At 50.0% G+C, this 23,245-nt stretch carries 16 protein-coding genes; 1 reads left to right on the forward strand and 15 read right to left on the reverse strand.

The genetic code is table 11. The annotated features are described in order from the left end of the window. Positions 1-16: 16 nt before the first annotated feature. From EKM89_RS09755 to EKM89_RS09815, 13 genes are all read right to left on the reverse strand, one after another. Positions 17-1,705: an ABC transporter ATP-binding protein gene (locus EKM89_RS09755; protein ID WP_125688084.1), complete on the reverse strand. Its 1,689-nt coding sequence runs from the start codon at positions 1,703-1,705 to the stop codon at positions 17-19. Further along, entirely contained in the window at positions 1,693-2,589 is an 897-nt protein-coding gene (locus EKM89_RS09760) for an energy-coupling factor transporter transmembrane component T (protein WP_125688086.1), read from the reverse strand. The genes EKM89_RS09755 and EKM89_RS09760 overlap by 13 nt, the downstream gene beginning before the upstream one ends. Positions 2,590-2,982: 393 nt before the next feature. Further along, positions 2,983-4,350 (reverse strand): 23S rRNA (uracil(1939)-C(5))-methyltransferase RlmD, encoded by a 1,368-nt coding sequence (gene rlmD / locus EKM89_RS09765; RefSeq protein WP_125688088.1) that lies wholly within the window; start codon positions 4,348-4,350, stop codon positions 2,983-2,985. Between the two features lie 349 nt (positions 4,351-4,699). Beyond that, positions 4,700-5,713, reverse strand: coding sequence for a diacylglycerol kinase (locus EKM89_RS09770; protein ID WP_125688090.1), 1,014 nt, complete (start codon positions 5,711-5,713; stop codon positions 4,700-4,702). 18 nt (positions 5,714-5,731) lie between these two features. After that, the gene (gatB, locus tag EKM89_RS09775; RefSeq protein WP_125688092.1) at positions 5,732-7,153 is read right to left on the reverse strand and encodes an Asp-tRNA(Asn)/Glu-tRNA(Gln) amidotransferase subunit GatB; all 1,422 of its coding nucleotides are present in this window, start codon (positions 7,151-7,153) and stop codon (positions 5,732-5,734) included. Continuing rightward, complete coding sequence (gene gatA / locus EKM89_RS09780; protein ID WP_125688094.1) at positions 7,153-8,622, reverse strand: Asp-tRNA(Asn)/Glu-tRNA(Gln) amidotransferase subunit GatA; 1,470 nt, start codon at positions 8,620-8,622, stop codon at positions 7,153-7,155. Before gatA ends, gatB begins: the two co-directional genes overlap by 1 nt. Before the next feature lie 3 nt (positions 8,623-8,625). Further along, positions 8,626-8,934: an Asp-tRNA(Asn)/Glu-tRNA(Gln) amidotransferase subunit GatC gene (gatC, locus tag EKM89_RS09785; RefSeq protein ID WP_125688096.1), complete on the reverse strand. Its 309-nt coding sequence runs from the start codon at positions 8,932-8,934 to the stop codon at positions 8,626-8,628. Between the two features lie 440 nt (positions 8,935-9,374). Beyond that, positions 9,375-10,520, reverse strand: a complete 1,146-nt coding sequence (locus EKM89_RS09790) for a CamS family sex pheromone protein (RefSeq protein ID WP_125688098.1) — start codon at positions 10,518-10,520, stop codon at positions 9,375-9,377. A 22-nt stretch (positions 10,521-10,542) separates the two neighbouring features. Further along, positions 10,543-12,573: an NAD-dependent DNA ligase LigA gene (gene ligA / locus EKM89_RS09795; protein ID WP_125688101.1), complete on the reverse strand. Its 2,031-nt coding sequence runs from the start codon at positions 12,571-12,573 to the stop codon at positions 10,543-10,545. A 24-nt stretch (positions 12,574-12,597) separates the two neighbouring features. Continuing rightward, on the reverse strand, positions 12,598-14,853 hold the full coding sequence (pcrA, locus tag EKM89_RS09800; protein WP_125688102.1) for a DNA helicase PcrA: 2,256 nt from the start codon (positions 14,851-14,853) through the stop codon (positions 12,598-12,600). A 384-nt stretch (positions 14,854-15,237) separates the two neighbouring features. Then, positions 15,238-16,383 (reverse strand): ATP-grasp domain-containing protein, encoded by a 1,146-nt coding sequence (locus EKM89_RS09805; RefSeq protein WP_164510563.1) that lies wholly within the window; start codon positions 16,381-16,383, stop codon positions 15,238-15,240. Between the two features lie 110 nt (positions 16,384-16,493). Continuing rightward, entirely contained in the window at positions 16,494-17,072 is a 579-nt protein-coding gene (locus EKM89_RS09810; RefSeq protein WP_125688104.1) for a xanthine phosphoribosyltransferase, read from the reverse strand. A gap of 195 nt (positions 17,073-17,267) precedes the next feature. Continuing rightward, a complete protein-coding gene (locus EKM89_RS09815) occupies positions 17,268-18,176 on the reverse strand; it encodes a 1,4-dihydroxy-2-naphthoate polyprenyltransferase (protein WP_125688106.1) in 909 nt (302 codons plus the stop codon). A 112-nt stretch (positions 18,177-18,288) separates the two neighbouring features. Here EKM89_RS09815 and EKM89_RS09820 point away from each other — a divergent pair, with 112 nt between their 5' ends. Further along, entirely contained in the window at positions 18,289-19,266 is a 978-nt protein-coding gene (locus EKM89_RS09820) for a polyprenyl synthetase family protein (protein ID WP_125688108.1), read from the forward strand. A 208-nt stretch (positions 19,267-19,474) separates the two neighbouring features. On the opposite strand, the gene cydC is transcribed toward EKM89_RS09820, so the two are convergent. Together cydC and cydD are read right to left on the reverse strand one after the other, a co-directional pair. Then, complete coding sequence (gene cydC / locus EKM89_RS09825) at positions 19,475-21,211, reverse strand: thiol reductant ABC exporter subunit CydC (RefSeq protein ID WP_125688110.1); 1,737 nt, start codon at positions 21,209-21,211, stop codon at positions 19,475-19,477. Then, a complete protein-coding gene (cydD, locus tag EKM89_RS09830; RefSeq protein ID WP_125688112.1) occupies positions 21,208-22,941 on the reverse strand; it encodes a thiol reductant ABC exporter subunit CydD in 1,734 nt (577 codons plus the stop codon). Before cydD ends, cydC begins: the two co-directional genes overlap by 4 nt. Between the last annotated feature and the right edge of the window lie 304 nt (positions 22,942-23,245).

Raw genomic sequence — 23,245 nt, forward strand, 5'->3', positions numbered from 1 at the left:
AATATGACCGGCACGATCAGGCCCCAGTTAACTTGTCGTCGTTGTTCGATTGTAACTCACCTCCCTTCGTGGTCCGTCGAACATCCTGCCAAAAGAGTGCGCTGGGTACCTGCTGTCGCAACAATCGATTGACGGCCGTCGTTGACAAAAAGTTTTTTGTGAAAAATGGTCGTGTTGCTTGCGGCGTACTGACCTGACCATCAAACATGAACGTACAGCTGGTCGCAAAGGCCGCGCAAAAGTCCATGTCGTGACTTGCCATGATAATCGTGAGCCCGGATCGGTGTGCCCGTTGTAAGATGTGCCCAATGTGTTGTTTGGTGTCCGGGTCAAGCCCTTTTGTGGGTTCATCCAGCAAGAGAAGTTCTGGCTGTGCAATCAGAGCTAGCCCCAAACCGAGCAATTGTTGTTGACCCCCACTCAGATCAAAAGCGTTCTGAGCAGCCACTTTAGTTAAGTGGCAGGTAGCTAACATGTCCTGCACAACCTGGTCAACATCGGTACGACCCAGCAGTTTTGCCTGCGCCGTGAGCTCTGCGACCACTGTGTCGCCACTGAATTGTTCCGTCGGATTTTGTGAAAGGTATCCAATCTGTTTAATGCGTTCATTGTTTTTCAGTTTCCAAACGATTTGTTGCCGCAATCGCGCTTTACCGTGTTGCGGTTTCTGAAGACCCGCCAGAATCGTCAACAACGTCGATTTGCCCGAGCCGTTTTTACCAATAATCGCCAACCAGTCACCGGTGTGCACGGTCAAATCAAGCTGACGAAGCACGGCCTCACCACCGTCATAATACCGCGTGATTGCCTTGGCCGTTAGTAAGGGGTCCGTGGCCACCTTGAGCTTATTTACGTCGCCCTGGGCACTAAACTGCCAATTACCAGTCTGCAGGGCTTGGCGACCAGCTGTCACCGTTAAAGGTAACGGCTGAACTGGTAAGTCATGTGCCAAGAAAAATTCAGGAATCGGCGGCACGAACGCCCGGAGTTCCGCTGTTTGATGCATTTGGCGTAACCCATCGGAAACCGGCCCGGCATAGGTCACCCGCCCTGCCGTCAATAGAACTAACTGGTTGGCCATTGACAGAACGCGACTTAGCCGGTGCTCGGTCAGAACAATCGTAATCCCCAGCTCGTCATGTACCTGCTGCAGAATGGTCAGAAAATTCTGTGCCGTCGTCGGATCCAACTGAGCGGTGGGCTCATCGAGTAAAATGACTTCTGGCTTAAGTGCTAGGACCGAGGCCAAGTTGACCAACTGCAGTTGCCCACCGGAAAGACTATCAATAGACTGATGCAGCAACTTATCCAACCCCAAGAAGTTCGACAGCTCTGCGATGCGCATGGTCATGGCCGCCGAATTGAAGCCGAGATTCTCCAAGGGAAAGGCCAACTCTTCGATAACTGTTGCCATGATTGGCTGTGTTTGGGGGTCTTGGGCCACGTAGCCCAGCTGTTGGGCACTGACATCACTAGACAGCGCCGTTAGCAACTGACCATGAAACATCACTTGCCCAGACGACTCGCCCGCTGGCCGCAATTCCGGCTTAAGCTGCTTGAGCAACGTCGTCTTACCACTCCCGGTAGCACCAACGATCGTCACAAAGGCCCCTGGTGCAATAGACAGTGAGATATCGTTCAAGGTCGGTTTGGCCTGCCCAGAGTAAGTAAACGTGAGATGGTCAATTTGCATTAATTCTCCCATAAACGATACATCCCCTCACCCAATACTGGCAGACCAACAAACGCAAGTAGCGGCAAGACCAACCACCAATCGGCACTGGTACCGACCGTCATTTGATAAACGTCAGTGGTCCAACCGAAGCCTCGCCACCGAAAACCAATAATCACGACAAACAGGAGTAACCCACCCAGACCAAAGACAATATCGTGTGGCTGCCAGGAATAGGTTTGGTAATGACTGCGCTTGTGGGCACCGAATCCCCGTGCTTCCATCAGGACCGCCGTTTCCATTGCGGATGAGACGGAATCGATCAATAGAATACGCATGAGTCGACCGGTCTTTTGAATTCGCTGTCCCCAGGGTCCTTCCGTGACCACGATGCCCCGTGTCTTCTGGAACATCACCAGTCGTCGAAATTTCTGAGTGAACAAACTGACGAGGCGTAAAGAAATCGTCAACAGCATCGCCAGTCGGGGGACAACTGGGAATAGGAGGTAGCTAATTTTGGGCGTTGTCAAAATACCATTAAATAGAATAAACGCCAGGATCATCGCACCCAGTAGAATTGCCATCGTACAGCCGTAAAGTAGACCGGTGCGTGTTAATCGAAATGTTACGGGGCCTAACGTCAAGTGCCAAAGTAATCCGCGGCCATTTTGATTCAAAAGCAGATTGAACAGCACGATAACTGCCATCAATGAACCAACACCCTTTAATACAGAAATGATTCGCTGCCGGCTGAAGTACCAACAGCTGATGGCTAATAATCCGCCAAATAACGCTATCGCTAAAACTAAATGATTAAAGACTAATAAGAGAGTAAATAATTCGATAAAATACACGGCAACGACCGCCGGGTGAACTTGACTAAAAAATGATGTGCTGGCTAACGTTCCCACATTCACGAGAGATCCCTCCTACTAGTGCAACCGCTTTCAGATATGTTGAACTTTGCGTCAGCAGCCGCCTGCGCACAACTAACCTGTAAGCTTAGTTTCTTCTTTCATCATGCTCATTTCATTATCAACCATTTTAGCAAATTTTACTAGGGCCCGTTCATATCAGTCTCACGTGATGACAATTTTTCAACAAATATTTTTGATTGAAAACGTAATATTGTAGATTACAATTTGCGTAAATAAACAATCACGTAGCTTCCACATTCTCTTTTTTTATTCCTTGTTCTATGCTAAAAAATATATAAAAAAAGCAGTCACCTAAGATTCAGATGACCGCTCCAAGTTTTACGTATAGTTCAAGGAACGTATCCTTAACACACGTTATCTCTAACTGTTGTCCTACTTCTTAACCAGAACCGTGACGCTTTCCACGTGAGGTGTTTGTGGGAATTGGTCAACGGGTTGGATCGGGCCATCAATGACGTAGCCTCGGTCTTGGAAAAGTTGGACGTCACGAACCAACGTAGCTGGGTTACAGCTCACGTAAACGATCTTCTTTGGACCCATCTTAGCGGTGGATTCAATCAGGGTTTCGGCCAGGCCCTTACGTGGTGGATCAACTACCACAACGTCGGGCTTGATGCCCGCTGCTTGCCACTGAATCATTTGATCTTCAGCCTTATCCACGAAGAAGTCCACGTTGGTCAAATGATTCTTCTGAGCGTTGACCTTGGCATCTTCAATGGCTTCGGGCACGATGTCGACCCCGTAGACTTGCTTGGCGTGCTTAGCCAGCGCTAAAGAAATCGTCCCGATACCACAGTAAGCATCGATAACGGTCTCTTCACCGGTCAAACCAGCCTTGTCGATAGCCATTTGGTATAGCTTTTCGGTCTGTTGCGGGTTAACTTGGTAGAAGGACCGTGCAGAAATGGCAAACGTTAAGCCCATCAACGTGTCTTCAATGGTTGGCTTCCCGTAAAGGACACGGGTAACGTTCCCCATGATGACATTGGTCTTTTTGGCGTTCACGTTTAGTACGATGCTCGTCACTTCTGGCAAGGCCTTGTGAATCTGGTCAACCAGCTGTGCCTGACTGGGAATCTTTTGCGTCCGACTGATCAGGACGATCATCATTTCGTGGCTGTAGTACCCGCGGCGAACCATGATGTTTCGAAGAACACCCTTGTCACTGATTTCGTTGTAGGCTGGAATTTCAAATTGACGAAGCAAGTCGCGCACCTTGATGATGGCGGCATCGATGGCTGGGTCTTGAATGTAGAAGTCGGTCAACGGAATCAGGTCATGACTGTGTTGCCGGTAGAAACCGGTCTCCAATTGGCCCTTGATCATTCGAACGGGCACTTGTGCCTTATTCCGGTATTGGGTTGGATTGGCCATCCCTAAGGTTGGGGCAACTTCAACGTCTTGGTGAGCCTTATTGAAAAGCTCCGCAATCTGATGTTGCTTGAACTTTAACTGCGCTGGGTAAGCCAAGTGTTGTAAGGGCGCAATCCCCGTTTGGCGGTACGTCTTATCAACGTCCTTGACCCGGTCAGGCGATTCGCTCTTCCAAGAAATGGCCCGCGCAAAACCGTAGTTCTTAGCGACCTTGGTGACCTGAATCGTTAGCTCTTCGCCAGGTAAGGCGTTTTCGATAAACAGGGGGAAATCATTGACCTTCGCGACACCCATCCCTTGATACGTCAGATCCATAATTGAAACGTCGAGCTGTTCATTTTTACTTACTGGTGCTTTAATTTTCATAGTAACCTCAATTTCTTTAATGCTTATTCTTTTTTGTTCTAAGACAATATTTTACGACTTGTTCTGAAATGACGGTCACACCTGGTACAATCGCCACTCACGTCAAATTTTACTGCACCTGCCATCATACATGGAAAGAGGCGCCACGTCTAGCACTGGCTACTAATAGCCCCGAAACTATGGTAGTGGTGACGGCTTTCGTCGTGAACATTAATAACGGACCGCGTCACACAATCACTTACTAATGATTCTCCTCCGTCACTACCGTAGTCGAAGGCCGGCAGACAGAACGAAACCGGCTACGCAAGAAAGGGACCTTGCCGCCTGTTGTGCAAAAGTCCCTTCCGTCTTAAGCTTTCTTTGTTTGATCCGTTTCTGGCAACTCCTCGACCTGCTTGACGAAATTTTGCTCCGCCTCAAGCAATTCAGGAGATTCGCTAGTGACCGCAGAATCTGGGATGGCGTCCAAGTTGGCGTACATTTCGATGTGTTGCCGCAGGTTGCGGAACTTCATCGGCGCGTCGCCACCATATTCACCATCCAAGTTGATCATCATCCGGTCTTCAACTGGCCGGGCGACAACCTTACTGGTCTTCTCGTAGATGATGTGCGAGTCGTTGATGTGTTTCCCACCGTTTAGAACTAGACCCATCAGCCGTAAAATCTCTGGCATGCTGGCTGTCTTGACGATGATCATCGTGAACTTCCCGTCATCGAGCGCCGCATCCGGTACAATCTGTTCGAAACCACCGATGGAATTGGTCAGTGCCAGCAAGAACATCGATGCCTTGCCGCGGAAATGACCGCCATCGTAAGTTAGATCCATATCAATTGGCTTGATCTGCGGTAGCAACTCGGCGCCCTTTAACAGGTAAGCCAAGTAGCCAAAAATCGATTTCAAATTCGATGGCACGTCGTAAGTCAACTCGGTTAAGAGTCCCCCACCAGCGATGTTGATAAAGTAGGTGTCACCCGCCTCACCAATATCCATCTTAATGGTCTGGTCCTTCAAGACCACTTTTGCTGCCGCCAACGGATCTTCGCGCGGAATGTGGAGCGCCCGGGCATAATCATTCGTGGTACCGGCAGGAATAATGGCCATCTTAGGACGGTGAGGGAGTCCAGCAATGCCGTTGACGACCTGGTTAATGGTCCCGTCTCCCCCGGCGGCTACGATGAGTTCGAAGCCAGCCTTAGCTGCTCGTGTTGCTTCATCGCGCGCCGAGTTTGGCGCCGGTGTCGTGGCGTAAGCGCTCGTTTCGTACCCCGCCCGTTCGAACACCGCTAAAATATCGATCAGGTCCTTCTTCAACGCCTCACGTCCTGAAGTTGGATTATAAATGACCCGTGCCCGTTTACGCATGATGTGCCTCCATTAATTCTATTGTTGCAACGCTGCCATCAACAACTTGTTGACAACTTGCGGGTTCGCTTGACCGTGCGTTTGCTTCATGATCTGACCAACTAAGAAACCAACTGCCCGCTTCTTCCCATTGTTAAAGTCCTCAATGGATTGTGGGTTAGCCGACAACACGTCGTCAATGATTGGTTGCAGCTTAGCAGGGTCGGAAAGTTGAACCAGGCCGTGAGCTTCCACGTAAGCCTTTGGTTCTTCGCCATCCGTGATCGCCTTGAAGACCTTCTTGGCCATCTTGCTAGAAATGGTCCCATCGGAAATCAAGTTGATCATGCCAGCCAAGTTAGCAGGCGTCAATTTTGTTGCTTGTAAATCAACTTGCTTTTCGTTCAGGTAGGCATTGACGTCTCCTTGCAGATAGTTCGCTGCCATCTTAGCATCGGCCTTTAAAGCGACCGTGGCATCAAAGAAGTCGGACATTTCCTTGGTCTGGGTGATAACCATGGCGTCGTAATCCGTCAATCCAAGGTCGTTGACATAGCGTTCGCGCCGCTTGGTTGGCATTTCTGGCATCGCATCGCCCAGTTCTTTGATCCAGTCATCGCTGATGTTCAAGGCTGGCAAGTCTGGTTCTGGGAAGTAACGATAATCGTCAGCTCCGGCCTTGACCCGCATCAGGATAGTTTCACCGGTCTTTTCATCAAAACGCCGGGTTTCCTGTTGAACGGCGCCGCCGGACATCAAGACTTGTTGTTGCCGTTGTTCTTCATACTCCAGCCCCCGTTGCACGTAGTTAAAGGAGTTCAAGTTCTTCAGCTCAGTCTTGGTGCCGAACTTTTCTTGACCCACGGGACGGACAGAAATGTTGACATCGACCCGCATGGAGCCTTCTTCCATTTTCACATCGGAGATCCCGGTAAATTGGATTCGTTGACGTAAGGCTTCCAGATAAGCGTAGGCCTCAGCGGGTGAAGCGATATCTGGCTTCGATACGATTTCAATCAACGGTGTCCCTTGCCGGTTCAAATCGACGTAGGAATAGTCCCGTTCATGGGTGTTCTTCCCGGCATCTTCTTCAACGTGCATTTCGGCGATCCCAATTTTCTTCTTTACACCGTCCACGTCAATTTCGACCCAGCCATCGTGACCGATTGGCTTATCGGATTGCGTGATTTGGTAAGCCTTAGGGTTATCTGGATAGAAATAGTTTTTCCGATCGAAGTGGGTGTGCTTCTCTACCGTGGCATGTAAGGCCAAAGCGGCGATGATTCCGTCAGCAACCACCGCTTTGTTGGTGGTTGGCAGAACCCCAGGATACCCCCAGTCGATCACATTGGTGTTGGCGTTAGGGTCGGCCCCATAGGCAACTGGTGATGGGCTAAAGATCTTTGAATGGGTCTTTAACTCAATGTGGACTTCTAGCCCAATAGTCGTTTCAAAGTTCATTAGTTTTGGCCTCCTAACGTAGGTACTTGTAAATGAAAGTCAGTGTTTTGTTCGAAGGCGTAACCCGCTTTATACAGCGTGCTTTCGTCAAATGGCCGACCGATAAGTTGCATGCCGACCGGTAAGTTGTTGCTGAATCCAGCAGGCAAGGATAAGCCTGGGAGACCAGCTAAGTTGACAGGAATCGTCAAAACATCGTTCATGTACATCGTGATTGGATCCTTGATCTCGTCACCGATTCCAAAAGCAGTGGTTGGTGCAACCGGACCCATGATAAAATCGTGGTCCTTTAAGACTGCTTTAAAGTCGTTGATGATGACCGTCCGCACCTTAGCAGCCTTTATGAAGTAGGCGTCATAGAACCCAGCGGACAAGGAGAAGGTCCCCAACATGATGCGCCGCTTAACTTCTTCGCCGAAACCTTCGGAACGTGACTTCACGTAAACGTCCTCCAAGTTCTTTACATCCTGGGCTCGGTAACCGTAACGAATCCCATCGAACCGTTGTAAGTTAGATGAGGCTTCGGATGAGCCAATGATGTAGTAGGCAGCGACCCCATACTTGTTGTGTGGTAAGGAAACTTCGTCGACCGTAGCGCCTAACTTGCGATACGTGTCAGCGGCGGCCAAGATAGCGGTCTTCACGCCGTCATCGACCCCTTCAGCCAAGAATTCCTTAGGCAACCCAATTCGCAGGCCCTTAACGCTCGTCGTGTCGTTCAGGTCGGCAGCAAAATCAGGAACGGCCTGCGTGGAACTGGTCAAATCGTGTTCGTCATGGCCAGCAATGGCGCTTAAAATCGTGGCATTGTCCTTCACGCTACGCGTCATTGGCCCAATTTGATCGAGGCTAGACCCAAACGCGATTAGTCCCCAACGAGAAACCCGACCGTAAGTTGGCTTGATCCCAACGATACCGTTGAAAGCGGCGGGTTGCCGAATAGAACCACCGGTATCGGAACCTAAAGCAACGGGCACCTGACCGGAAGCAACTGCCGCAGCGGACCCACCTGAAGACCCACCAGGAACCTTGGTTTGGTCCCAAGCATTCTTCGTCGTCTTGAAGGCAGAATTTTCCGTTGATCCCCCCATGGCAAATTCATCCAGGTTGGTCTTCCCAACCGTGACCATCTGAGCGTTAGCGAGCTTGCTAACGGCCGTAGCGTCATAGACAGGGGTAAAGTTTTCTAAGATTTTAGAAGCGGCCGTGGTCTTTAAGCCCTTAGTGACCAAGTTGTCCTTCAAGGCAACTGGAATCCCAGCTAAGGGTTGATCAGCAGCGATGCCCTGCGCATCAATAGCATCAGCCTGCTTTAAAGCAGCATCTTCGTTTAAGGTTAAGAAAGCATCGATTTTAGGATCAGTGGCCTTGATATTGTCAAGGGTGGCCTGCGTCAATTCCTTGGCGCTGATCTTCTTCGCCACCAAATCGGCGTGGAGACTGGCGAGATCTTGTTTGAAATAATTCATCTGTTAGTTATCCTCGCTTTCATCGATGATGGCAGGTACCTTGATAAAGCCCCGTGCTGCGTCTGGCGCGTTCTTTAATAACGCTGCACTTTGTCCCCAATTATCGGCGACATCCTCACGCATCACGTTGAGTTGATCAGAAACGTTGCTGGTAACCTCGACACCGTCAGTATCGACCTCACTCAGCGTTTCAAACATACCGATAATGTCATCTAGTTGGGGCGTAAACGCGTCCAACTCGGCATCCGTAAATTCAAGTTTTGCCAGACCGGCAACGTGTTGAACTTGTTCTCGATTAATTCGATTAGCCATCAATTATCCCTCTTTCTGATTTATCCGCATTCACCGTTTATCCTGGACTTCGCCAAGAATAAACATACATTGCCATTTTACCATATATCTTGCGTGCACCAAAGATTCTGTTGGCAAATTATGACGGTGATTCCGGCGAAACTCGTGGTAACTTATGGTCTCGCTTTGGCCCCGGCCCACTAATTAGGCGCTACGACCTCATTCCGCCGATCGATATTTTCAGGTCGACCAACAGTAGGACAACGGTTTGCATGCCACTAATCACAGGTATTAGAACCTGTATCATACCAAAGTATTCCGTCAAATAGCAACTCACAGCCCATGGTCTAAAAAAACTATGACTCTCCGCTCATAAACATGCGTAGAGAACCATAGTCTAATCGATATCATTATTTAAACGCCATTGTCCTAGACATCAGCATCAGAAAACTTGAGTTGATTTAGTAACTGTTAAAGACATGACTCGTAAACTTTTTAGCACCGGTACCCCGTGAAAGGAAGCTCTGAACACCGTCCGTAGAGGACACCGTAATGTCAATGGGAACCCCTGATGGCAAGTACTTTTGTGCTGCCGCTTGCAAGTACTGCGTGAAACTGATGATTTCCGTCTGACTGTAGAATTGCGTCTGAATATTAACGTGCATCCCGGTCAAACTCTTCCCGTTGTAATGGGCCTGAGCCGTGACACCACTCAGGTTCGGGAAGAAGTTCTGAACTTGCGTCTTGAAGTTCGTAAAGGACGTCTCATCGTTACTGTTCGGGCTGCTGGACCCACTTTCGATTGGGAAGACGTAGTTCTTTTCGTCCAGCGCTTTCCAATTCGAAACACTAGTTGCCCCCGATTTATTCTCGGAGTAAGCAATGAAGTCCCCACCCACTAAACTATCGTTAGACGCCTGGCGATAAATGGCGATTGTAATCGGGACGTTCTTCAATGCTGATTTTTTCCGTAAACGTTGCAGAACCGTGTTGGCCGCCTTTTTGGCGTAAGCCTCTCCGGTTGCTTTATCGATTTTAGTCTCATAGGTAGCCCCATACTGGGTCTTCTTATAGTAATCGACTGAGTTTACGGCAATCCCAATCGTGACACCACCTAAGGTCAACTTACTGTTCTTTTGGATCATATAGTCTTGTTCTTCTAAGGCTTGAATGTAGACGGGATTCCGCTTGTTTGCAGAAGTCGACCCATTGCTAACGGGGTTTAATCCGGTCGCATTTGATTTACTCTTCCGATCCAGCCAATTCTGAACCGTACTTGAACTCAGATACTGTCCTTCCTGAAAGACGTACTTCTTAGTCGAATACATCTTCTTCGAAACGTTCAGCATCCCGTTCTCAAAGCTCTTCAGGTTATAGGTGTTTCCCGAGTCTTGGCTGTTGGTGACCCCGCGCGATTTACTCGTTTGGTAATGGCCACTCTTAATGACCCCCTCATAATCACCATCACTGCTCTGACCAGTCAACTGAGTCGTTCCAGTCTTGCTGCTTCCAGAACTCCCAGACATACTGGAACTACTTAAATCGCCACATGCGGCCAAAAAGAATGGCACCGCAGCTAACGCAATAAAGGTTCGTAACCGTTTCACGACTTGTTTCCTCCTAAAGTCATCATTTCGTTTCGTCCATAGCGGCCTGCAGTTGCGCCTCGTTCCAAACGGGGACGTTCAGCGACTGCGCCTTGGTCAGCTTGCTACCGGCGGCTTCGCCTGCAATCAACAGATCTGTCTTCTTCGAGACACTCCCCGTGACCGTGGCACCGTGGCGTTCCAACCATTCTGTGGCTTCGGGGCGGGTCAGTTCTTGGAGCTTTCCCGTCAGAACCACGCGTTGGCCAGCAAACTGGCCTTCACTGTCAGTGGCAGGAATATCCCCAGTAAACGTCAAGTTGACCCCCACTTCTCGAAGATCAGCAATCAGTTGCTGCACTTGATCACTGGCAAAGTAGGTCACCACGCTGTCGGCAATGATGCCCCCCACCGTATCAATAGCGGAGATGCTTTCACTGTCGGCCGCCATTAAATGATCGATGTCACCAAACTCGGCGGCAATCGAACGCGCCGCCTTAGCGCCCACGTGACGAATCCCTAAACCAAATAACAAACGTTCTAATGAATTATTGCGACTATTATCAATGGCTGTCAAGAGGTTTTGGGCCGACTTCTCCCCAAATTTATCTAAAGTTAATAATTGGTCGGTCGTCAGCCGGTACAAACTAGCCACGTCATCGACTAACTTACGGTCAAATAGCTGACTTACGATCTGGGGACCTAACCCGGCAATATTCATGGCATTCCGGGAAGCAAAATGATTCATCCCTTCGGCCAGTTGTGCCGGACACCGCGGATTGATGCACCGCAATGCGACTTCTTCATCCAAATGGACCAGTTCAGCCCCGCAGGAGGGACAATGCGTTGGCACTGGATACGGTTGTGCATCAGCTGAGCGTTTAGCCACAACGTACTGTGAGATCTCGGGGATAATATCCCCGGCCTTATGCAATAACACGGTGTCGCCCAACCGAATATCCTTAGCTTCCAAATAATCTGGATTGTGCAAGGATGCCCGGGCGACCGTGCTTCCTGCCAAGGCCACGGGATCCATAACGGCCGTTGGTGTCACGATTCCAGTACGACCGACCGTCCATTCGATATCACGAACGACCGTTTCGACTTCTTCCGGCGGAAATTTGTAAGCAATCGCCCACCGCGGCACCTTGACCGTAGCACCGATCGACCGTTGTAACGGCAACGAATTAGCTTTGATGACGATACCATCGATACCATACGGCAGGTCGCCACGTTTCCCCTGATACTGGTCGATATAGGCCGCAACGTCAGCCATATTGTGAGCCACTTGATAGGTCGCGTTCGTCGTGAATCCCAGCTCGGCCAGCTCATCTAACAAGCCGCTTTGCGTGCGCGTAGTCAGTGGTTCGTAGTCGGCAATGTTATACATAAACGTTGCCAATTGGCGGTCAGCGGTGACCTGCGTGTCGAGTTGCCGTAAACTACCGGCTGCGGCATTTCGCGGATTGGCAAACGGTGCTTGCCCAGCAGCTTCTCGGCGCTCGTTCAACGCTAGGAAGGCCGCCTTCGGCATATAACATTCCCCCCGCACATCAATGGTCAATGGTCGACTCAATGTTTGTGGGATCGACTTGATGGTCTTCAGATTGGCAGTAATGTCTTCACCAATTTGTCCGTTACCTCGCGTGGACCCCTGCACAAACTTTCCGTTTTCATACCGTAGTGAAATTGCTAAACCGTCAATTTTTAACTCACAGTTATAGTCGAAGTCATCTTCGACGTTCGAGCGTAACCGTTCATCAAATTCCTTGAGTTCAGCAATAGAAAAGACATCGCCTAGCGACAACATGGGGATCTCATGGGTGACCTTTGGTAAATCACCACGGGTGCTGCCCCCCACGCGTTGTGTCGGCGAATCTGGTGTGATAATGGCGGGAAAGACCGTTTCTAGAGCGACTAGCCGTGCGTAAACGCGATCATACACGTCATCTTCAACGACGGGCGCATCGGCATCATAGTACTGTTGCCCCCACTTCAGAATTTGCGGACGTAAATCGGCTGCTTCACTCGCGGCCTGTTCTTCAGTTAAAGCATCAATGGGTTGATCAGTCATTTTCTTCCTCCCACGTTAACTTTTTTATTCAACACGTTTAATTGGTGCAAAGGCGGCCAATAACCGCTTAACACCTTGTTCTGGAAAGGCAATATCGAGTTCGGCGTCTTCGCCGGTACCATTGACCTTGACGACAGTCCCAACACCCCACTTCTTATGGCTTGCCTTGTCACCAACATTCCAGCTGACCTTTTCAGCACCAGTACCAGTGGGTTCATCGACTCGGCCCGTCTTGCCATGGTACAGATTCGCCACAGCACTAGCCGTCCGTCGGGCAAATGGCACATCGCGGCGACTCGGCGTCAATCCAGATTTGGTCTCACTGTAATCTAAGTGCAGCAATTCTGGATCAATTTCAGTGACAAAGCGAGATTGTGGGTTAGCTTGGCGCCGACCATACAGCATTCGTGAGTAGGCATTGGTCAAATACAGCTTGGTCTGGGCCCGTGTAATTCCCACATAAGCCAACCGTCGTTCCTCTTCAAGCTCGTCGTCTTCGAGCATGGCGCGTGACAATGGGAAGATGCCTTCTTCCAAGCCCATCAGGAAGATAACTGGGAACTCCAAGCCTTTGGCGGCGTGTAGCGTCATTAAAGTCACTTCAGACGGTTCTTCCTCCACGTCGTCTTGCGCTGAGACCAAGGCTAAGTCAGCCAAGAACTCCACTAACCGATTATCTTGGTCCTCATCATGGTCAGTGTTATCCCAATCACTATCAAATTTTTGCGTGACGGACAGGAATTCTTCAATGTTTTCGATTCGCGTTTCGGCTTCAAGATTCTTGGACGCCTTCAGGGCAGCCATATAGCCAGTCTGATCCAACAGTTCACTGGTAATGTCGGAAACACTCATCGTTTCAGCCTTGTCTTGGACAGCTTTTAATGTCAGACCAAACTTTTCCATGGCATTCCGAATCCGGGCACCCAGATTTGTGGCCAACGCGATGTTCTGGGTCGCTTCCAGCTCAGTCCAGCCGTTAAAGTCGGCAAAGTCACGTAGCTTTTCAATACTCGTAGCCCCGATCCCACGTTTTGGTTCGTTGATGACCCGTTCCAAGCTCATGGAGTCCGCCGGATTGGCAATCAACGTCAGGTAGGCTAAGACATCGCGAATTTCCTTCCGGTCGTAGAACTTATGGCCCCCAACCATGGTATACGGAATGTTGGCCTTGACCAGTGTTTCTTCAATCACCCGAGATTGGGCGTTGGTCCGGTAAAGGATAGCAAAATCGCCGTAGTCGTGATGATTTTGCTGATTCTCTTCTTGAATCTTAGCGACCACGTAATGGGCCTCATCATTTTCATTTTGCCCGCGGTAATAAGAAATCTTTTCACCATCAGGATTTTCCGTCCACAGATCTTTTTTCTTCCGGTTCACGTTCTTTTGAATCACGTCGTTGGCGGCCTTTAAGATGGTCTTGGTTGACCGATAATTTTGTTCCAACAACGTCACATGTGCATTGGGATAGTCGTGTTCGAAGTTCAGGATGTTTTCCATGTTAGCGCCTCGCCAACCGTAGATACTTTGGTCGCCATCCCCGACCACACAAAGATTGCCATGCTTTTTAGCTAGTAAGTTGACCAACGTGTATTGGGCATCATTGGTATCTTGGTATTCGTCGACGTGAATGTACCGGAACTTTTCTTGGTAGTATCCCAGCACGTCCTTCTCCTGATTGAATAGTTTGATGGTCAACATAATCAAATCATCAAAGTCCATGGCTTGATTGGCCAACAATTCCCGCTGATAGCTATCGTAAACATCTGCAACAGTCGTTTCAAAGGGATTTCCAGCGGCTTCCTTCATCATTGCTGGCGTCTGCAAGGCATTCTTCGCGTTAGAAATTGCCCCTAACACGGAACGTGGGTCGAACTTCTTTACGTCCAGATTTTGTTGTTGCAAGACCCGTTTGACCAGCGTCCGTTGCTCACCGGGGTCGGCAATGGTGAAGGCCCGATTGTACCCCAATTTATCCGCATCACGGCGTAAAATACGCACACACAGGGCATGGAACGTGGAGACCCAGACATCGTTACCGTCTGGCCCCAACAATTTAATGACCCGTTCACGCATTTCCTTAGCGGCCTTGTTCGTAAATGTAATCGCCAAAATCCGCCACGGCATCACGTTATTATGTTCGATCAAGTAGGCGACCCGGTGCGTTAACACCCGGGTCTTCCCACTACCGGCACCTGCCAGCACCAGCAACGGTCCCTCGGTCTGAAGGACGGCCTCCGTTTGTTTATCGTTCATGCCAGTTAACAATTCTTCTCCTGCCACCCTGAACACAATCCTCTCTGTAATTAGTCTTGAATAGTATACCAAAAAAACATACGTTCTGCTGAGACGTCAGCCGATATTTTAAAATTTTACGTGGCGTTCGCACCGTCCCTGATTCTATCTGTCAGCCGGTAACGGGACGACTAGGCTGCGGTTGCCTAATTCTAGCCGCAATATTGCGGTTGCAGCAGTCTCATACTAGGTGTTTAGGAACTTTCAATCTTTCATCATCATTGCGTTTTATTAAAATTAAGCTTAACAAACCCCGGCCCAAAATACGATAAACATTCCCATATTCCAACACCTTCAAGCCACATAAAGGGCGCTGTAGAGGGACTCTCACTTGAGAATTCTACAGCGCCCTGTGTTTCGTACATCGTTTAATTATTCCGCATTATCCGCGTTTTTGGACCAGATACCGGTGTCGTCCAGTTGATCCAAAATGGTTTTTACTGACGACCCCTGAACGGCGATGTGGCCCATCGTCTCGTCGTCTTGCTGGTGCCGCAGATGGTAGAAAGTGAAGTGCCAGTTGGCCTTCAATTGCCACTGTGTCCGCATTGCGCTCAGCTGACCCGCGGTAAATGAAGCCGTCACGGCTGGCGTCAAAATTTGTGGCTCAGCCAATGGCAAGCCGGCAATCGCCCGTAAATGTTCAGAGAATTCATCGATCGTTGCGGCGGATTCGAACACGTACCCAGTCTCACTGGGTGCAGGCACGATCTTTTTCACGTAAATAGCACCACTACTGGTCAGATAGAAGGATGCCTCAAAGACACCAACGTAATTAACGTTCTTAGCGACTTCACTGGCCACCCGATGGATTTCACCAGCTACGGCATCATCGACCTGTGCGGGCACCCAGGTGCGAATAGGTCGGTCATCAACGGACTGGACCTCCGTAATTGGAAATACCTGCTGTTTGCCATCTTGGTCGCGGGCCACCAGAATTGAATACTCACGGTCATATGCCACTTGGGATTCGAGAATATACGTCCCCCAATCCAACAAACCAGCTGCCTTTGCGATATCCGTTTGCGTCTTAATGACTAACTCACGGCCGTGTGACCACTCCTTTTGGATTGGCTTTAACACACACGGATACCCAATAGAATTGACGGACTGGTAGACGTCATCGAGATTGATAATAGTGGCATACGGCGCAATATTCACGTTGAGTTGTTCAAAGAAAGCCCGCTCCAATAGCCGGTCTTGCATCATTTCCAACATGTCACTGCCCTGCGGAATCCGGGTAAACTGCGCTAAAAATTTGATAACATCGGTACTCACGCGATCCGAGTCATACACGATGGCCGCACAGCTCTCAGCAAAGTGCTGCAGCTTGTCGCGGTCCTTCGCTGAACCAACGGCTTTGAAATCAGCTAGCTGTAACGCTTCACTTGTTTCATCCGCGCCGTACGCACCGACGCGCAACCCCATCTTCCGGGCCGTTGTCACTAACATTGCGGCGTTGGCACTGCTACCAACCACCCCAATCGTATCTCCAGGATATAAGACCGTGTTCGCCAATTTTACTCCCTACTTTCTCGCTTAAAGTTTAATAATCTTTCCGTTAAACACTGCAATGGTTTACTACTTTCATTTTAAAGTCTTGACAATAATTAAACAAGTCTAGCATTTTATTTATCAGTCGCAAAAATAACCTTGCCATCCTCAAATGAAGCAATGCTCGCCAACGCCTCAAGTTGAATTCCGGCGTCTGCAACCAGTTTGTGGCCCTTTTGGAATCGTTTTTCAATGACAACACCCACACCAGCTACTTTGATGTTAGCGGTCACGGCGATGTCGAGCAGGCCCTGAACGGCTTGTCCATTAGCCAAGAAATCATCGATAATCAAAACTTTTTCTTCCGGATCAAGGAAACGCCGGTCAATGGAAATATCGTTGTTGACCTGCTTGGTATAGGAATATACCTTGGCCGTGTATAAGTTATCGGTTAAAGTCAGGCTCTTATGCTTCCGCGCGAAAATTACGGGTACGCCCATGTGCAACCCTGTCATGACGGCCGGTGCAATGCCGGACGATTCCACTGTTAAAATCTTAGTGATGCCAGAGTCTTTGAACCGGCGCGCAAATTCAGCACCTAGTTCATCCATCAACTGCGGATCAATCTGGTGGTTCAAAAAGTTATCGACCTTAAGGACGTTGCCGGGAAGTACGCTCCCGTCACGACGAATCCGATCCTCTAATAGTTTCATTACAAACGAACCTCCATCTTTGATTTACCTGTTGGGTGGTACTTGGTCATTGCCTTACCGGGCGGTAAAAGATGGCGCTTTACCACGCCACCTATGGTCTGGGCAACGACAAGCATCACTTAGCAGGTGTTTCTTTTTATTGTACCTGACTGAACCTTAAAAACACAACGGGAAGCCATCGACATTTACGAATGCTTAACCCCACCATAAACCGAGGCCCTCAGCAATCACCGTGGTCAGAGCCAGAATACCCAAACTGCGAACAGCCAGGATGAACGTTTCCTTTTTGACCTGAACGCGAAATAACCCTTGCACATTGCGGTAAATCAGTGGGATACTCAGCAAAGCCAGTAACGACCAGCGGGGCAAGTCTCCAATGGCGACACTGACGATCAGTGACAGGTAACCAAGCACATAGAAACTGGCAAATAACCAGAGTGCCCCCCGCTTGCCCAAATAGTAAACGATGGTCTTGCGGTTCAAGTCGAGATCTTCCTTGGCATCACAGATGTTATTGGCCAGCAGTAAGGCCGCAATCGCCGCAATGGCAATGCCAGAAGCCAGTAATACCCGTAACATTAACAAACTGGTAAATTGATTCGTTTGATAGAGGTTCAGGTAAACCGTAATTAACATGATCATGTAGCCCATGGTGAAGCCGGCGAAGAATTCTCCGGTTGGCGTGCCAGACAGTGGCTTGGGGCCACCGGCGTAAAGATAGCCAACTAAGAAACAAAACATCCCCATTACCAGTAGCGGCCAACCAGTCACCCAGACTAAATACAAGCCGATAACGCCGGCCACAACCGCCATGCTCGCCATCAGCGCGAAGATCCGCCGAACGGACAAGTGATTGACCCCAATAATATTGGTATTTTTCATCCACTCCGCGGCCTGATTGCCGGCCTTCGTGTAATCCTGATAGTTGTCGTTGATGTCGACAGCCATGTTAAATAGCAGCATTGCCACGAAGAAGAGGCTGGTCACGCCCCAGTTAATGTGTTGAAAGTTAGCTTGGACGAAGATCAAACCGAGTAAAAACGGCCAGACAGACGCAATTTTTGCTTTAATTTCTACTAGTTCGAGAAAGATTTGAACAGTCATAAGGGTCCCCTTTAAAATAATTTCTAAACCGATGATAACCTTTATTTGACAACGTTTCCATATATCGGTAACATAAAATTTATCGTATACGGACATACTAGTGAGGTGCAAAATGGATCGACAACTTTGGCGGCAATTTCCCCAGGTAGAACCGCAACTGAATGCATTACAAAAATACTTAACTGCGGCGGTTCAGCTGGATAATCCGCCCATCCACAATAAAATATTAGCGCTCTTAAACTCCGGCGGCAAGCTTCTGCGCCCCGGATATTTTTACTTATTTAGTGAGTTCGGCGAACAAGCCACACCGGAACAGTTACAAGCAGGCGCAGCAGCACTGGAAATTCTGCATGTGGGCACCCTGATTCATGATGACGTCATCGATGAATCGTCTACCCGTCGTGGTGTCCGGACGATTCAGATGAAATATGGGCAGCGCAACGCCATTTACGCGGGTGACTTTATGTTCACCGTCTACTTTAATCAGGTGTTAAAGTCCACCCTCGACCGTACCCTCGTCCAAAATCACGTTAATTCCATGCACCAAATTCTCTGGGGAGAGCTTCAGCAGATGGACCTCAACTACAAAGAAGATACGACCCTTGACGCGTACCTCGCCGAAATCTCTGGCAAGACGGCCGAATTATTTGCACTCAGTTGTTACCAAGGCGCCATGGTGGCCGGTGCACCACAGACCGTCACCGACTTAACCCGGGAAATAGGTCTCACCATTGGCTACGCCTACCAGATGCTCGACGATATTCTAGACTACGCGGGCGACCCGAAGAAAACTAAGAAACCAATTCTAGAAGATCTGCGTTCTGGCGTTTACTCTCTGCCCCTCCTCTTAGCGATTCCCAAAGCGCCCCACGATTTCCACCGGCTGTTGAAGAAACAACGCGCGATGACTACTGAAGACATTCAAACCGTCCAAGCGTTAGTTACCCAGCATGATGGCGTTGCTGCCGCCCGGAGGCTCGCAACTAAATGGACAGACAAGGCCCTGGCGAGCATCGCCCAATTACCAGCCGGACCAACCCGTGACGACTTGGCCAAGTTGACCACGATGCTCCTGCGCCGTGATCACTAGTAAAACGATCTGATTAAAGCCAACTGGCCCCATAATCAGCCCCATAACCAATCATCCAAAACCAAAGGGAGAGCCAACGCCAATCACTCAGCGTTGACCCTCCCTTTTGAAACTGCAAACTGAAGATTGAAAATCCCAACACACACATTATGACTGTTGTCAAAACGATACTGAGCCTAAAATTAGGCAACGTTATTCAGTCATCGCCCTACCGACCACGGTCCAAGTCATACAGCGATTGGAAACGCGCATTGTCACGGTACAAGTCGGCCGGCGTTCCCTGCATGTCGAAGTGGCCGTCCTCAATGAAACGCACCTGATCGACGTGATTGATGCCCGCCAAATGGTGAGTGACCCAGATAATGGTCTTGTCATGCAACACGCTAAACACCGTGTCTAACAAGTGCTGTTCGGTAATCGGATCCAGACTGACCGTGGGTTCATCCAGAATAATGATTGGTGCATCCTGCAACAGGATTCGTGCCAGCGACAACCGTTGGCGTTCCCCACCAGAGAAACGACTACCGGCCTCTTGGACCTCCGTGTTGTACCCCTCTGGCAGACTAGCAATCAGGTCATCCAGTTCAACGGCCTTGATGGCGGCACGAACCTCGTCGTCCGTGGCGTTTAAATTACCCAACCGGACGTTGTTCATGACCGTCGTGTTGAACAGATACGGTTGCTGGTCGAGCACGCCAAAGAGTTGTGCCCGTTGATCCTGTAACCGCGCGATAGGCTCACCATTCAGCGTCACGCTCCCACTGGACGGTCGTTCATCGCCTAAGATCAATTTCAGCAGCGTACTTTTCCCGGTACCACTTGGACCCAGCAACGCCAGCTTCTCACCGGGGTGCAAGGTCAGTGACAGATCGTCAATGACCTGCCGTTTCGCGCCGGCATACGTAAATTGGACGTGGTCAAGCTTCAGTTCCGCCAATGCACCAATCTTCGTCTGGGTGACCTTGACCGGTGCGTTTTCGTCCAGCGCGTTCACCCGTTGGATAGAATCGCGGTAGACCGGCCACTCGCTGACCCCCTGACTCATTTCAGAAAATGGATCGACCGTTGGAAATAGCGCCAGGCCAAATGCAGCGACCCAGTTGGCTTCGGCCTGGTTGTGGGTAAACATAACACCGGCCCACCAGACCAGGAAAATCACCGCGGCACCAAAGACAAACTGAATGGCAAAGTTGCGCCACCACTGAAAATGGTGGTCGGCACGGCGCAACGCGGCAATCTCATCGATGGGGGCGTCTTGTTGCTGAAGAAAATCGTGGCGCCGGCCAGAGATCAGCCAGTCCCCTAACCCCAATACGGCATCCGTCAATTGCGTATAGAACTGCCGTTGTACCTGCCGTGCTTGAAACTCCCGGCGACCGTTAACCGCCACAGATAAGAGTGGCATCACGATAACGATGACACCCAGTAGCAGCAACATTAACAGCCCAAATGGCCAACTAAAGTAGCCGATACCAATGACCACGAACAGGTAGAGCAGCCAGCCGATGACCAGCGGAAAAACCGTTCGTAAGTATAAGTTTTCAATATGATCGATGTCCTCGGCCAAGATGCTCAGGACATCCCCAGTCTGGTGCGTTTGACGAATCGCGACGGCTTGCTTTTCAACGGCCTGGTAGAGCCGCTTACGAAAGTCGGAAACGATTCGTAGCACCCAGTTATGACTGGTCAGACGTTCCGCATACCGAAACGCTGGCCGCCCGATCCCGAAGGCCCGGGCCAAAACAATAGGTACATAAATCATTAAGATGTTGTAAGGATGCGTCGCCGCTCGACTAATCAGATAGCCGGAGTTAAACATCAGTGCCGCCCCACAGAAGTACGTCATGAACCCTAGGAATAGCACCAGCGCCAACAGCTTGCGGTAGCGTCTTAGGTAGGGCATGACCCAGTGATCGTTCTTAAATGTCGCAAAGAACCCTTTCATTTGACCGTCGCCCCTTCCATTTCTGACCGTAACCGGACATAGGCCCCGTCACGTTGCTGTAACTCGGCCGGTGTTCCCTGTTCGACGATCTTGCCGTGATCCATGACCAGAATGTAATCCATTTCGTTCATCCAGTGGAGCCGGTGAGTCGCGAAGAAGACCAGATGGTGGTCAAAGACCGGTAACATGGTCTGTTTCAATTCAACTTCGGTCTCAATGTCCAAATGAGCGGTCGGTTCGTCAAAGAGTAGAATTCGCCGGGAATCGTCCAGAAAGGCTCGGGCCAACGCGATTCGTTGCGCTTGACCGCCACTGACACCCCGCGCACCTTCACCAATTGGCGTATTCAGGCCATCCGGCAAGCTCGCAATCCAGTCGGTCAGACCGGCCTTCGCCGCCGCAGCATTGACCGCCGCGTCGTTGGCATCGGGTGAATAGAACGCTAAATTATCCCGTAAGCTCGCGTGGAACAGGTACGGTGCCTGCGGAATGTAAAAGAAGCTACGTTGCCAAGCCTTTTGGTCGAGATGGGGCACCTGTGTTCCGCGGACGTTGATGTCGCCGGCTTGGGGACTTAAGAACCCACCCAGCGTGTTGATCAACGTTGATTTCCCGGACCCAGACGCACCGATGATGCCGACCTTCTGAAAACCGTGGACGTCAAAACTGATATCTTGCAACGTGGTATCGTCGGCGCTATACCCCACATTCACGTGATCAAATTTAAGGGCATCATCGTCCTGCCAAACCGGATTGCGGTCGGATAACAACTCCCGGTCGCTAGGCGTCTGCCGTTGTAAAACATCCAGCACGGCCGTCAGCGCATTTTTTCCATTCAGCGTGGCATGGTAGTCATTAGCGAAGTTTCTGATGGGCGCGAAGTAGTCCGGTGCTAACGTTAAAATGACCAACGCAGGCAACAGTTGTATCGTGCTATTCATCAGGCCAAAGCCTAAGAAGACGGCAATGATGGCAATGGATAACGTGGTGAAGAAGTCGAGGGCAAAGGTGGACGTCATGGCAATCGTTAAGGTCGCCATGGTCTTCTTGCGGTAGTCCTCGCTAACGTGATAAACGTTGTCAGCATAGGTCTCATTGAGGCCTAATTGTTTCAGGGTCGGTAAGCCCCGTAACGTATCCACAAAGTGATTGGATAGTCGCTGATAGCCGGCGTACTGCTTGTCAGCCTTGGCTTGTGCGGCCAGACCTAAGATAATCATGAAGAAGATGATCAGCGGATAAATAGCGAGTAGGAACAACGCCTCTTTCCATTGAATAATGGCAATGTAGATTAGAATCAGCCACGGCGTGATCGAGAGGTCGAGGACTTTGCCGATGATCATCATCAGGTAGGTCTGAATCTTGTCGATACCTTCCAGGCCCATGGTGACCACGTTCCCGGTTCCCTTCTCCGCCACGACACTAGGACCGAGGTCGAAGAGTTTCGCCATGAATTGCTTCCGTAACGTCTTGGTCGTTTTCTCGACAAACGGATACAGGAGCCAATCCTTTAAGATGGTTAACAAATGGCGGCCCAAAAAGGCAACCGCAAAGACCGCCAACGGGGCCACGATGATCCCAATTGGCTGTTGTTTCCACAGGTGGACGATGGCCATGGACAGGTACTGAGCTTGTAGAATAATCATAATGGCTTGAATCACAGTCAGTACCGCCATCACGGCCGCCGCCGGTTTCACCCCAGGAAACTTAAACACACGTTGATCAATCAAATCCAAACGCCCCCTCTAAAAACTAAATACAAATTGATTAACTAAAGGTTGAAAACTCTAAAACACCCAATGTGACCGCTGTAACAGCAATACTGCGGCTAAAATTAGGCAACACAGTCCAATCATCGCCTTACCGGCCGACAGACCTGGGAGACGGCCGAACTTGGCGGCTTTCAGACGAGCCCCGTCCTTTGGCTGGAGGCGTTCCCCGCAGTAAACGGAATCCCTAGCAGCCGAAGTACGACCACGTCCATCTCAACTAGTTTAGCGGTTGTTATGGACTGCCTACAGGCCAAAGGGTCGC

The organism is Levilactobacillus fujinensis (genome assembly GCF_003946335.1).
GTDB lineage: Bacteria > Bacillota > Bacilli > Lactobacillales > Lactobacillaceae > Levilactobacillus > Levilactobacillus fujinensis.

Bases quoted from the DNA above. Each gene is read 5' to 3' on its own strand.
- EKM89_RS09755 (WP_125688084.1), bottom strand. From the start codon at position 1,705: ATGGGAGAATTAATGCAAATTGACCATCTCACGTTTACTTACTCTGGG.
- rlmD (WP_125688088.1), bottom strand. From the start codon at position 4,350: ATGAAAATTAAAGCACCAGTAAGTAAAAATGAACAGCTCGACGTTTCA.
- EKM89_RS09770 (WP_125688090.1), bottom strand. From the start codon at position 5,713: ATGCGTAAACGGGCACGGGTCATTTATAATCCAACTTCAGGACGTGAG.
- gatB (WP_125688092.1), bottom strand. From the start codon at position 7,153: ATGAACTTTGAAACGACTATTGGGCTAGAAGTCCACATTGAGTTAAAG.
- gatA (WP_125688094.1), bottom strand. From the start codon at position 8,622: ATGAATTATTTCAAACAAGATCTCGCCAGTCTCCACGCCGATTTGGTG.
- gatC (WP_125688096.1), bottom strand. From the start codon at position 8,934: ATGGCTAATCGAATTAATCGAGAACAAGTTCAACACGTTGCCGGTCTG.
- ligA (WP_125688101.1), bottom strand. From the start codon at position 12,573: ATGACTGATCAACCCATTGATGCTTTAACTGAAGAACAGGCCGCGAGT.
- EKM89_RS09810 (WP_125688104.1), bottom strand. From the start codon at position 17,072: ATGAAACTATTAGAGGATCGGATTCGTCGTGACGGGAGCGTACTTCCC.
- EKM89_RS09815 (WP_125688106.1), bottom strand. From the start codon at position 18,176: ATGACTGTTCAAATCTTTCTCGAACTAGTAGAAATTAAAGCAAAAATT.
- EKM89_RS09820 (WP_125688108.1), top strand. From the start codon at position 18,289: ATGGATCGACAACTTTGGCGGCAATTTCCCCAGGTAGAACCGCAACTG.
- cydC (WP_125688110.1), bottom strand. From the start codon at position 21,211: ATGAAAGGGTTCTTTGCGACATTTAAGAACGATCACTGGGTCATGCCC.